Below are 12,645 nucleotides of genomic sequence, written 5' to 3'. Positions count from 1 at the left end.
TTTGTCTAAAAACTCCTATCTTATATTATTAAATTATAAATAAATTGATTTATTAATTGTTGAAAAAAAGTATTAACATTTTTCTTGTCCAATATAAGTGTTCTTGAAAAATAATTAATATAGATAAAAACTAAAATTGAGGGTATTTTCCACATTTCCACATAATGAAAAATAAAATGAGGATAACTTGTGAACTGATTTAAAAAGTGTGGAAAACACAAAAAACTTATTATTTAATCTATTATATTTTTTTAATTTCTATTATAATTAAACGTGAATTGTCTTAAATGAAGGGAGTGGAACTCATGAAAAGAACTTGACAACCATCGAAAGTTAAACACGCACATACTCACGGTTTTAGAGCTAGAATGTCTACAAAAAACGGTAGAAGAGTAATTAAAGCTCGTAGAGCAAAAGGAAGAGCTAAATTATCAGCTTAATTTTAGTGACTTTTAAATAGATGAAAAACAAAAACATAATTAAAGGTAACTTTGAATTTCAAAAAATTATTTCAAAACAACAATTCATTAAAAACGTAAGTTTTGTAGTGTATTATGATAAATCAAAAGAAGAATTATTTAAATACGGCATTTCTGTTGGTAAAAAGATGGGTAATGCTGTTGTGCGAAATAAAATAAAACGTCAAATCAGAATGATGATTAACAACAATATCAACGCAATTGAAGGCAAGAAATATCGTGTCATAATTATGGCTAGAGCTAATATTAAAAATACTAGTTTTGCTAAAAATCAAGAATTGTTATTAAAATTATTGTTATCAATTAAATAACTTGAGCAGAAAGGAGATAAGCCTGTGTATAAAGCTAATTCTAGTGTAATGAGTTATTTGAATCCCAAAAGTGGAATCAATAACAAAAAAACTAAAAAAGAAATTACTCTTAAAATTTGAAAATGAACAAAAATAGGATTATTTCTTTTCATAATTATTTCAATGCTATGAGGTTGTGTACAAATGTACCAATCAGATTACATGGTTAACCAAGTTGTAGACATGACAGGAACTAAAGTTTATGCTCCTGGTGTATCTTTTGAAATTATTATTAGATCACTTGGAGAACTTGGTGGTAAGTCACACATTACAGAAATAAATGGTCAAGAAATTTACGAATACGGTTATAACAGCATTACTTCTTGGTCTGGTGCTTTCAGTGTAACACATTCACCATTTTATGGATTTTTCGTTTATCCAACAGCTTATATTCTTGTAGGAATTTTAAATGGTTTCGCAGGAACATTAAACCCAACATTAGATTCAGCATCACAAAAAACATATGGAATTGCAGCTTTCTTCGCAATTTTCTTTACAGTGTTAATTATTCGTTCGATTACTCTTGCTTTCACTTGGAAGTCCCAGATGAATCAAGAGAAAATGTCAACTCTGCAATTAAAACAAGCAGAAATACAAGCTCGCTATAAAGATAAAAAAGATACTCAATCTAAGCAACGTCAACAAGCAGAAACAATGGCTTTATATAAAAAAGAAGGTTTATCACCAATGAGTGCAATGGCTGGTTCATTTGCTTCATTACCATTCCTATTTGCCATTTATGCAATTATTCGTTCAACAAGAGCGTTGAAAATTGCCACTATTGGAGAAATTTCATTGATTGAACAGCCATGATCACAAGTGACACAAGGTAACTGAATTTACTTCACATTATTAGCTGTGTACTTGCCATTGCAAATTTTCTCAATGTTATTACCAACATTATTGCAATACCATAAAAATAAATCTAAATCATTAACCGAAGCACAACGAAAATCTCGTAAACGTCAATTAATTATGCAATTAGTTATGTCTGCTGTGTTTATCTTCGTTGTGGCCACAGTAGCCTCAGGGGTTGCCATTTACTGAATTTTATCTTCAGGATTCCAAATTGCTCAAACATTAGGATTCCATTTCTATCACGAAAGCAGAAAAAATCGTGGAAGTAGAGAACAACAAAGAAGATTACGTCAGTTGCAACAAATTAAAAAGAAATAAAACACACAAAAATTTGTGTGTTTTTTTGTTTTAAAATACTCCATAATAATTTATAGATAAAGAGGTTATTTTATGTATTGATTATTTTCGGATTTTGATGGCACATTTAGAAACGGTCCTGATAAAACCGTGTTAGAAAAAGACTTAAATTGAATTATGAATTTTCAAAAACAAGGAAACAATGTAATTATTGCAACTGGAAGAAATTATAATTCAATTAGTGAGTATTTGAGTAAGGAATTAAATTTTTATCCTAATTATTTTGTAACAAACACTGGTGCAGTAGTTACTGATGGAAAAGGCAAAGTTCTTTATTCAAAAAACATGGGTAACGAAGAAAAATTACTTTTAATTGATTTTTTAAAGGAAATTGAACAAGAATTGAAAGCTGTAAATTATGCAACCGTTAAAGATGAACAATTTTTATTCATTCAAGACATGACTGAAGAACAACAAAAAATGTTTATGAATTTAGAAGATATAAATGAACCGCTTTCATTTTTGATCAATAAAGACATTTTATGTTTTAAATTATTATGTAGTAAACAAACATGAGCAAAAGTTATAAAATTTATTAAAAGCAATAATTTAAAAGTAGAAACTGTTGTTAATAATTTAAAAGACTTTTATGTTTGTGAAATTCATGGAGAAAATGTGAATAAAGCCACAGGCATCAAAGCTCTACAAAAAATTTTAAATTTTAATAATGATCATGTTTTGGTTGTTGGAGATGATAGTAATGATGTCCCAATGCTTAAGGAATATTCAAAATCATTTATTGTTAATCAACCCTATAATGAAGAGATTCGAAAACATGCTAATTTCAAAATCGACTATCTGTTTGAAATTGAAAAACATCTAGATTAAAAAAGTGTGTTAAAATAAATTTGCCGTTATAAAGATAACATCTGAATTTAGTCAGGACCGGAAGGTAGCAGCTATAAGGAAAAGTGTCTTGTATAACGGTTATTTTTTTGCCTAGGAGATATTTTATTTATGGAACAAATTATTTTCGATGAACTAATTGAATTGCTCAAAAAAACAGAGCCTAGTAAAGACGTTCCTGTTTCTGCAATTATTGTTGATGAGAATAAAAAAATAGTCGCCAAGGGGTGAAATACAAGAAACAAAGAACAAAACATTTCTTGTCATGCAGAAATTAATGCAATTAATTCTGCAATTAAAAAAATGAAAACTTTAAAACTTAATAAATGCAAAATAGTAATTACAATGGAACCTTGCGAAATGTGTTATGGAGCAATTAAACAAGCGCACATTAAAAAAATTGATTACATCTTAACTAATCAAAAATATGGGTTTAGTTCTGCTTATAGTATTAATGATATTTTATTAAGTTTTAAGCAATGCTCAACAAAAATTCAACAAAAAATTTATCAACAAATACTGGATAATTTTTTTCAAAAATTAAGATAAGAGGAACCTTCCTCTTTTCTTTTTTATTGATTATAAAAATGTTGATAAATGGTAAAATTTAAATAATTAAAAAAGGAGTTATTATGTTTAAAAATAAGAGTTCACTATACCGAATTTATCGTCCATCGACTTTTGCTGAAATTGCTGGTCACACTAATATTGTTAATATTTTAAAAACAGAATTAAAAAATAATTCCTTTACACATGCCTTTTTATTTACAGGTCAAAGGGGAACTGGGAAAACCTCAATTGCAAGAATTTTTGCTAAAGCTGTAAATTGTAAAAATCTTAATAATGCAGACCCTTGTGATAATTGCGAAAGTTGTATAACAGCAAACGAAGGAAAATCACCAGACATTTTTGAAATCGATGCAGCTTCAAATAACGGAGTTGATGAAATGAGAAATGTTAAATCAAATGTTTCAACAATGCCAATTTTAGGTAAATACAAAGTTTATATAATTGATGAAGTGCATATGTTAAGCAAAGGCGCTTTTAATGCATTGTTAAAAACTTTGGAAGAACCACCAGCTCACGCTATTTTTATTTTGGCCACAACGGAATATATTAAAATTCCTGCAACAATAATTTCTAGATGCCAAACATTTAATTTTAAAAAAATTGATAAATTAGCTTTAGAAAACAAATTAAATATGATTGCCAAAAAAGAAGGTTTTAGCATAGATAAAGAAACAACAGAAGAAATTTATTTTTTAAGTGATGGTTCTTTAAGGGATGCACTTAACATTTTGGAACAATTAATGATTGTTAATAACGAAGTAATAACTATCGAAAGTTTAAAAAGTATTTTTTATGTTGCAACCAAAAAAGAAAAATTTTCAATTATAAAAAACATTATCAATAATGAAACAGAAAAATTAATTAATTATTTTGAAATAGCCGAAAATCAAGGTATGGATTTTGATGTTTTTGCCTTATCTTTGATTGAAATGATCAAAGAAATTATTGAATACAAACTAACAAAACAAGATAAATATTTAAAATTAGTAACTGTAGACGAAATTAATGAATTAAAATGTAGTGTTGCAGAGATGTTTAATATAGCTGATAATTTAAGTGATGCATATTCAAAATCTCGTGGAACAAATGTTAATTTTCATTATATTTTAATTAGTTTATTAAAATCACTTAAAAGTAATTTTGATGATTCTTATGAAAAAGTTGAAAATCAAAATAATTTAGAAGCAAAATTCAATATTGAAAAAGCTAATAGCGAAAATAAAACAAAAATAATTGACCAAGAAAATATTTCTTCAATAACAGAAGAAGAAATACCTAAAGAGTGTATGGAATGCGAAATAATACCAAGCGAAGTTACTGAAATTGGTATTGTTAATCGTCCCGATTTTTCATCAACAGAAGAAGTAAAAAAAGTGGATCAAGTTGATGAAATTATATTTAAGTCTGAATCCATTAATGAAGAACAAAATTCTCAAATAAATACATGAGGAGAATTATTGGAATTGAGTAATAAAGAAATTTTTAGCGAAGCAAACAACACAACTAAAGCGAAAATAGAAGTTGATGCCGTTGTAACAATGTTGCAAGGTGCAAATCGCGAAGCTCGAGATCATATTGAATCAATAATTTATCAGTGATTTAAATATGATGAAAATGAAAATTTGTTAGATAAAGAATCAGCAAAATCTTTCATTGCATTTAAAGATACAAAAGTTTCTGCAGTTTCTAAAAACGAAATTCTTCTTGTTTGTGAATCAAGTATTGTTGCAAACGCAATTTTAAATAGTTTAATGAAATCTGAATTTAGAAATAAATTATTTAATTATTTAAAACAAGATTATGTGATATATCCGATTGATAAAAGCAAATGAGAGCATGTCAAAAAAGAATTTTCATTTAAAAAATCTAATAACTTATTAACTGGTTATAATCCTGTTGATTCAAATATTTTTTACAAAGAAATTAGTGAAAGCACTGTAAATTTAAACCCTAAAGCAAAAGAACTTTTAGAAAAAGCAACTTCGCTATTTGGGGATATTGAGGTGAAAATAAATGATTAACGATGAGTTTGAAAATTTAATTAATGAAATTAAAAAAATAAAAGGTCTAAATAAAAAAACAGCAGAACGCATGTTAATTGACTTTATCGAAAACAAAGATAAACTAAATTCATTTATCTTTAAATTAGAAGAAATTCAAAAAACTTATGGAGTTTGTGAAATTTGCTTTTATTACACATTTAATGGTCAATGTTTTATTTGTTCTGATCCTATCAGAAATCAAGAAATCATATGTGTTGTTGCAACAATCAACGATGCTATAAATATTGAAAATAATAAAAAATATAAAGGTTTGTATGCAATACTTGGGGGCGAAATTAATTTAGTAAGATCGGTTTCACCAGATAGATTACATATTAACGAAATTTTTAAAAGACTAGACAATAAACCAAACACGGAATTAATTTTAGCTTTAAATTCTACTTTTGAAGGAGAAGTTACAGCAAATTACATTGGAAACATTGCCAAAAAGCAAAACATTAAAGTTTCAAGAATAGCCAAAGGTATTCCCACAGGCGGAATGATAGACTATATGGATGAAAGTACTTTAGAAAGTGCCTTTAATAATAGAAAGAAATACGGAGGGAAACAATAATGTTTATAACTTTAGAAGGTATGGATGGTAGTGGTAAAACAACTGCTATTGCTAAAATTAAAGAAGCATTAGAAACAAGAGGTTTTGAAGTTTTATTTACTCGCGAACCTGGTGGAGAACCTGTGGCTGAGCAAATCCGTAATCTAATTCTGGCTAATAACAGCCAAGGTATTGATGGATGAACTGAGGCTCTGTTGTTTTTGGCTGCTAGAAATGAACATTTAGACAAAGTTATTGTCCCTGCCCTTAATAAAGGAATTGTTGTAATTTCTGATCGTTTTATGGATTCTACAAGTGCTTACCAAGGTAATGCTCGTGAAATTGGTATTGAAAATGTTGATGAGGTACAACGTATTGTTATTGGGAAATATATCCCTGATTTAACAATTTATTTTAGATTAGATCGCGATGAGGCTGAACGTAGAATGAATGTGCGCGAAGAGGAAAAAAATAGACTTGATAAAGAGACCATGGACTTTAAAAATAAGGTGTCTGAAGGCTATGAAATTTTAATTAAAAATAATCCTCACCGTTTCCGCGTTGTCAATGCAAATTTATCAATTGATGAAGTGCAAATGCAAACAGAAAAAATTATTCTTGAGGCATTGAATAATTATGTTAAAAAATAATTTAAGCTTAAATTTAAAAAATTTATTTAAAAGTAACCAACTTTTTACTTCGTTAATTATTGATTCAAAAAATTTACAAGAAGCTCATGATGTGGTTAATGAACTAATTAGATATATCTATTGTGAAAATAAAAATTTTGATGAGGACAATTGCTACAATTGTCAACGAAGTAAAAAGAATAGTATTCTAGATGTAGTTCAAATTGGAAATGGGTCTGAAGCAATCACTAAGGAAATGATTCAACAAATGATTGAAAAAATGACATTGTCTTCTATCGAGAAATCTTTAACCAAAGTTTATATAATTTCGTGTGCAGAAAATTTAAAATCAAGTGCAGCTAATTCTTTGTTAAAATTTTTAGAAGAACCACCTAAAAATACATTTGCTATTTTGCTTTCTAAAAATCGTAGTTCAATTTTACAAACAATTAAATCTCGTTGCAAAATTTTTGTTTTAAATAATGAAGATCAAAATTATGAATTAAATTTATTTGAAAAAATTTTAACCACTAACAATAAGTACAGTTATTTATTGGCTGGAGAAAAAATTAAAAGACTTGATAAAACTGAATTAATTAAAATTCTTGAACAATCTTATTTCAGAACCATAGTTAAAAAATATTCTGCATTTGCTGAACAAACATTAATTTTGATTGATGATCTTAAATTTGGCAATAATGACAAATTGGCAATAGAAAATTATTTTATAAAAATTTCAGAAAGGTTATAATGAAAATTTTAAATGAATTACTAGGTTATAAAAATTTAAATTTATATCAAGACACAAATATGTTTTCCTTTACGTTAGACAGTGTTTTAGTGTCTCGTTTTATAAATTTAAATTCCAAAATTAAAACTATTGTTGATTTTGGAACTAATAACGCAGTAATTCCTTTGATAATGAGTAAATATACCAACGCAAATATTATTGGTGTTGAAATCCAAGATAAAGCAATTGAATTAGCTAATAAAAATATCATGATTAATAATTTAGACAATCAGATTCAAATTATTCATCAAGATATAAAAGATTTTGCTTCAAAAGCAAACCATCAATACGATGCGGTAATTTGTAATCCTCCCTTTTTTAAAACTGAAGGAAACCCTAAATTAAATGAAACATCATTAGAAATTGTTAATGCTAGACATGAAACTTTAATAAATTTAGAAGAAATTATTAAGTCTGGAGCAATGACTATTAAAAACGGTGGTTCTTTTACGATTGTTCATCGAGCGGAACGTAGTGGAGAAATAATTTCTTTATTCACTAAATATAATATTGTTCCTAAAAGGCTACAATTTGTGCATTCTAAAGTTAATAAAAACGGAAAAACGGTCTTGATTGATGGTATTTTAAATGGTAACGAAGGCATGGTTATATTACCCCCTTTAATTTCTCATCACGATGATGAAACATATACAGATGAGATGTTAAAAATGTTTAGAGACTAGGTGAAAAAAATGATTAATATTAATTCTAATAATAATTATTTGATTGGTGTATCAGGTGGTGCTGATAGTATTTTTCTTTTACGAGAAGTCATTAAAAACAAACCAAAAAATTTAGTTGTTTGTCACGTTAATTATAATTTTCGTTCAGACTCAAACATTGATCAATCAATTGTTGAGAAATTTTGCCAAGAAAATAATTTAATACTAGAAATAAAAATAGTTGACACTAATTTTTACCAAAACATGAAAGAAAATTTTGAGGATTGAAGTCGAAATTTACGTTATGAATTTTTTGTTGAAATGTCGAAAAAATATAAAATTAATAATCTTCTAATTGCTCACAATAAAAATGATTTAGTTGAAACATTTTTAATTCAAGAAAAACGCAAAGCATTAGTGAGCTATTTTGGTCTTAAAAAAATTTCAAACTATAAAAATTTAACCGTAATTCGACCTTTGTTAAATTTAACAAAATCTAAAATTTTAGAAACTCTTGATCGAGAAAACGTTGCCTATGCAATAGATTCAACTAACAGTGATTTAAAATATTTACGCAATAAAATTCGCAGCGAATTAAAAGATAATGAACTAGATGGTTATTTACAAATAATTAAAGAAAAAAATATTCTTTTAGCTGAAGAATTACAAAAAGCCTATTTTTATGCAAACAACAATTTAACAGCGGACGAATTAACTTTAAATCAGCAAATTAATGAATATGACATCAAAATGATACAAAGAATTATTTTTGAATATCTTAAGTTAATTAATAAAGAAACGATTTTGCAAAAGAGAGCAAATAATACATCTTTAGAAATCGCCAAGCGTATCAAAAATTCTCATAAAAATTTTTGGTCTGTTAATTTAGGTGATCAAACTTTAATAAAGGATTATCAAAAAATTTATTTGCTTTCTGTAAATAATTTAAGAAAAGAAAGTTTGATAATCAACAGTAAAGATGAACTTCACAACCTTGAAGAATTTATTAATTGATTAGATTTGTTTAATGCAATTAAAAAGGATCAAGAAAATTATCCTTATGTAGTTTCAAACGATTATCAAATTTATCAGAAAAATACTTTTTATAATAATAAGAAAACAAAAGACTATTTTTCTGAAAAAAAGATTCCTTTTAAGAACCGAATTTTAAAAGCCGTTGTTTATCAAAAAAATCATAAAAAAATACTTAATAAAATAGGATAAAACCTTATTAAATTATATAAAAGGTGAATATCTAATACTTTTTATTATGTTAAAATTAAATAAATATATCCAATCGTTTTTAGGAGGATTTAATGAAAAAGAAAAGAAAATCGAGTGTTTGATTATGGATAATTCTCTTACTTGTTTTAATAATCATGGGAGTTGTAATTTCTGTAACTTTAAAAGGTTCAACACAAACAATTAGTTGAGATAGATTTATTCAACTTACTTCGGATCCTGCCGACCTTAATAACTTAGTAGTTCATAATGGTTATAATGGAACTGCAACAATTTCAGGAATTTATTTCAACGGAAGTCATTGAGTTCAATTTGTTGTAAAAACTTCTCAAGATGTTATTTATAATCACCTAGGCGATGTTCCTTTACTAGAAAATGCAACCGTTGTTGCTGACACAGGAAGTCAATGAGGATCAATAATTTCTTCAATTTTACCATTGCTAATTTTAATAGTTATTTATGGTGTGATGTTTTACATGATGTCTAAAGGTGGTGGAGCTGGCGTTGGAGGTGCAAACATCTTCGGTATGGGTAAAAACCGTGCTAAACAAACTAAATCAGATGTTAGATTCGCAAACGTTGCTGGAATAGAAGAAGAAAAATCTGAATTAGTAGAATTAGTAGATTATTTAAAAAATCCTCAAAAATATGCAGCCGCAGGTGCTAGAGCACCAAAAGGGGTTCTTATGGAAGGTCCACCAGGAACTGGTAAAACTTTGTTAGCAAAAGCTGTTGCCGGAGAAGCTGCGGTTTCATTCTTCTCAATTTCAGGATCTGAATTTGAAGAAATGTTTGTTGGAGTTGGAGCTTCACGTGTTCGCGAAATGTTTACCGATGCTAAAAAGAATGCCCCATGTATTATTTTTATTGATGAAATTGATGCAGTAGGACGTAAACGTTCTGGAAATATTGGTGGTTCAACAAATGAACAAACTTTAAACCAATTATTGGTGGAAATGGATGGATTCGGAACTAACTCGGGAGTTATTGTTATGGCAGCAACAAACCGTGCTGATGTACTTGACCCAGCGCTATTAAGACCCGGACGTTTTGACAGAGTAATTCAAGTATCATTACCAGACATTAGAGAACGTGAAGCAATTTTAAAACTACATGCTAAAAATAAAAATATTGATAAATCAGTTGATTGACATCGTGTCGCTGAACGTACTCCAGGATTCTCTGGTGCTCAACTTGAAAACGTTTTAAATGAAGCTGCAATTTTAATGGTTCGTGAAAATAAAACTTCAATTGGGATTGTAGAAATTGATGAAGCTATCGATAGAGTAGTTGGTGGACCAGCCAAAAAATCTCGCGCAATGACATTACAAGATAAGAAAATTGTTTCTTACCATGAATCAGGACATGCATTAGTTGGTTTAAAATTAGAAGCTGCTTCAAAAGTTCAAAAAGTAACAATCATTCCACGTGGTAATGCTGGGGGATATACAATTATGACTCCTAAAGATGAAACTGTCTTTTCTTCTAAAAAAGATCTTTATGCAATGATCGCGGGATATCTTGGAGGTCGTGCTGCTGAAGAAATTATTTTTGGAGTTGAAAATGTTACAACAGGTGCCCATGATGATTTAGATAAAGCAACTAACATTGCTCGAAGAATGGTTGTACAATTTGGGATGTCTGAGTTAGGAATGACTAAATACTTAACAATGGCCGAAGAATCATATGGAAAAATTGAAGGAACTTATTCTGAAGAAACTGCAGCAAAAATTGATAAAGCAATTCAAAGAATTTTAGATGAAGCTTATAAAGAAGCGGTTACAATTATTAAAGCCAATCGTGAAGAATTGGATTTATTGGCTGAATCATTAAAAGTTTTAGAAACAATTACAGCTGAGCAAATTGATTACATTGACAAAGAAGGCAAATTACCTGCTCAAGTTTTAGAAGAAAAAGCGAAGTATGAAAATGAGCAACGCAAAAAAGAAAGCGGAGACATTATTGATATCGATGTTGACGATCTGGACATAGATACTAATAAGACTATTAAAATTACTTTTGAACAAGCTAAAACTTATTTAAATACTTTATTAGATAAATATAGTAAAGAATTAGCAATTCCAAATGCTGATTCAGCATTGTTGTTAACCGAACGTTCAAAAGTTGATGGTTCATTAGTGATTTCTGAATCAAAAACTGAATTACAAAAACATTTAGAAATAATTGTTGAGAATAAAAAAACTCTTGAACCAAATTTCAAAGAGCAAAATTCAAAAAACATGACTAAAAAAGAAATTATTCAATACATGGATTCATTAATTAAATAATCAATTTTATAAGAGTTAAACAACGAAACTTTGTTTCGTTGTTTTTCAATCAAAGGAGAAATTATGGATATCAAAATTAGAGCAACTAGCCAAAAACACAATGTTAAAATTGCGATTGTAGACTTATCAGAATCAATGCTGGAGATCACAAATTTACAAGAAACAAACCCTATAGCAAGTATTGTGTTAGCAAAAACAACTGCGGCCAATGCGTTGTTAGGAGTTGAATTAAAAAACGGTGAAACAATGAGTTCTAACATTGTTACAAGTGACGGATTAGTAAAAAAAATAATTACTGAATATCAAAACAATAAGGTTAGATCGTACATTCAAAATCCTAATTTTGATGCAAATTTATTAGTTGGAGTTTCAAATCCTTTGGTTGCTGCTTTGGGACAAATCGGAACATTAGTTACTTGTGTAAATTTAAACTTAAAAGAACCTTATATTTCTAAAGTTGATTTGATTGATGGAACAATTGATGGCGACTATATGAATTATTTAAGAGTTTCCAATCAAATAAATTCTTTTATTACTACTAAAGTAAAATTAGATTCAAAAATGAAAATTGAAAAAGTTGTCGGAATCTTGGTGCAATTATTTCCTAATCATACAAACGAAGATATAAATTATTTAGAAACGAAAATTGGTAATTCACAATATATTGCTGATATTTTATTAAACTCAACCAACTATGAATCCGTGATTAAAGAAATTGTGGAAGATGCAATTATTTTAGAAAATAAGGAATTAAAATTTGAATGTACTTGTTCAAAAGAAAAAACATTTAATTCCATAAAAATTTTAGGTAATGAAGAATTAAAAAAAATAATTGCAGAACAAAAAAATTTAGAAGTAGTTTGCGAATTTTGTAATAAAAAATATCAAATATTATTTACAGAAATTGAACAATTACTCCACTAAAAAGTGTAAAATAATTTTGACATTGTTTTAAACTAGAGAGATATATGAGGTCCAT

Annotated in this window: 13 protein-coding genes and 1 other RNA gene; all 14 read left to right on the top strand. The window is 27.9% G+C overall.

Annotated features, from left to right (window positions below):
• The first annotated feature begins 305 nt into the window (after positions 1-305).
• The 14 genes from rpmH to ESOMN_RS03730 all read left to right on the top strand — a co-directional run bounded on the left by rpmH (position 306) and on the right by ESOMN_RS03730 (position 12,590).
• Positions 306-440 (top strand): 50S ribosomal protein L34, encoded by a 135-nt coding sequence (rpmH, locus tag ESOMN_RS03795; RefSeq protein WP_024863624.1) that lies wholly within the window; start codon positions 306-308, stop codon positions 438-440.
• A gap of 20 nt (positions 441-460) precedes the next feature.
• Entirely contained in the window at positions 461-790 is a 330-nt protein-coding gene (rnpA, locus tag ESOMN_RS03790) for a ribonuclease P protein component (protein ID WP_024863623.1), read from the top strand.
• A gap of 24 nt (positions 791-814) precedes the next feature.
• The gene (yidC, locus tag ESOMN_RS03785; RefSeq protein WP_024863622.1) at positions 815-2,005 is read left to right on the top strand and encodes a membrane protein insertase YidC; all 1,191 of its coding nucleotides are present in this window, start codon (positions 815-817) and stop codon (positions 2,003-2,005) included.
• 72 nt (positions 2,006-2,077) lie between these two features.
• The gene (locus tag ESOMN_RS03780) at positions 2,078-2,872 is read left to right on the top strand and encodes a Cof-type HAD-IIB family hydrolase (RefSeq protein WP_024863621.1); all 795 of its coding nucleotides are present in this window, start codon (positions 2,078-2,080) and stop codon (positions 2,870-2,872) included.
• Between the two features lie 18 nt (positions 2,873-2,890).
• Positions 2,891-2,980, top strand: an RNA gene (gene ffs / locus ESOMN_RS03775) — signal recognition particle sRNA small type.
• Between the two features lie 21 nt (positions 2,981-3,001).
• Positions 3,002-3,439, top strand: a complete 438-nt coding sequence (locus ESOMN_RS03770; RefSeq protein ID WP_024863620.1) for a nucleoside deaminase — start codon at positions 3,002-3,004, stop codon at positions 3,437-3,439.
• A gap of 83 nt (positions 3,440-3,522) precedes the next feature.
• Complete coding sequence (gene dnaX, locus ESOMN_RS03765; RefSeq protein WP_024863619.1) at positions 3,523-5,481, top strand: DNA polymerase III subunit gamma/tau; 1,959 nt, start codon at positions 3,523-3,525, stop codon at positions 5,479-5,481.
• Positions 5,474-6,076, top strand: a complete 603-nt coding sequence (gene recR, locus ESOMN_RS03760; protein ID WP_024863618.1) for a recombination mediator RecR — start codon at positions 5,474-5,476, stop codon at positions 6,074-6,076. The genes dnaX and recR overlap by 8 nt, the downstream gene beginning before the upstream one ends.
• A complete protein-coding gene (gene tmk, locus ESOMN_RS03755; protein ID WP_024863617.1) occupies positions 6,076-6,705 on the top strand; it encodes a dTMP kinase in 630 nt (209 codons plus the stop codon). Before recR ends, tmk begins: the two co-directional genes overlap by 1 nt.
• On the top strand, positions 6,692-7,435 hold the full coding sequence (locus ESOMN_RS03750) for a hypothetical protein (RefSeq protein ID WP_024863616.1): 744 nt from the start codon (positions 6,692-6,694) through the stop codon (positions 7,433-7,435). The genes tmk and ESOMN_RS03750 overlap by 14 nt, the downstream gene beginning before the upstream one ends.
• A complete protein-coding gene (locus tag ESOMN_RS03745; RefSeq protein WP_024863615.1) occupies positions 7,435-8,157 on the top strand; it encodes a tRNA1(Val) (adenine(37)-N6)-methyltransferase in 723 nt (240 codons plus the stop codon). Before ESOMN_RS03750 ends, ESOMN_RS03745 begins: the two co-directional genes overlap by 1 nt.
• A gap of 9 nt (positions 8,158-8,166) precedes the next feature.
• Positions 8,167-9,360: a tRNA lysidine(34) synthetase TilS gene (tilS, locus tag ESOMN_RS03740; RefSeq protein ID WP_024863614.1), complete on the top strand. Its 1,194-nt coding sequence runs from the start codon at positions 8,167-8,169 to the stop codon at positions 9,358-9,360.
• A 92-nt stretch (positions 9,361-9,452) separates the two neighbouring features.
• Positions 9,453-11,666 (top strand): ATP-dependent zinc metalloprotease FtsH, encoded by a 2,214-nt coding sequence (gene ftsH, locus ESOMN_RS03735; RefSeq protein ID WP_198511463.1) that lies wholly within the window; start codon positions 9,453-9,455, stop codon positions 11,664-11,666.
• Positions 11,667-11,729: 63 nt separating this feature from the next.
• Positions 11,730-12,590, top strand: coding sequence for an Hsp33 family molecular chaperone HslO (locus ESOMN_RS03730; protein WP_024863612.1), 861 nt, complete (start codon positions 11,730-11,732; stop codon positions 12,588-12,590).
• Positions 12,591-12,645: the final 55 nt, after the last annotated feature.

The organism is Williamsoniiplasma somnilux (genome assembly GCF_002804005.1).
GTDB classification, from domain to species: Bacteria; Bacillota_I; Bacilli_A; order Mycoplasmatales; family Mycoplasmataceae; genus Williamsoniiplasma; species Williamsoniiplasma somnilux.
Note: the sequence above shows the minus strand (reverse complement) of the source record. Positions and strands in the feature narration are given on the sequence as shown.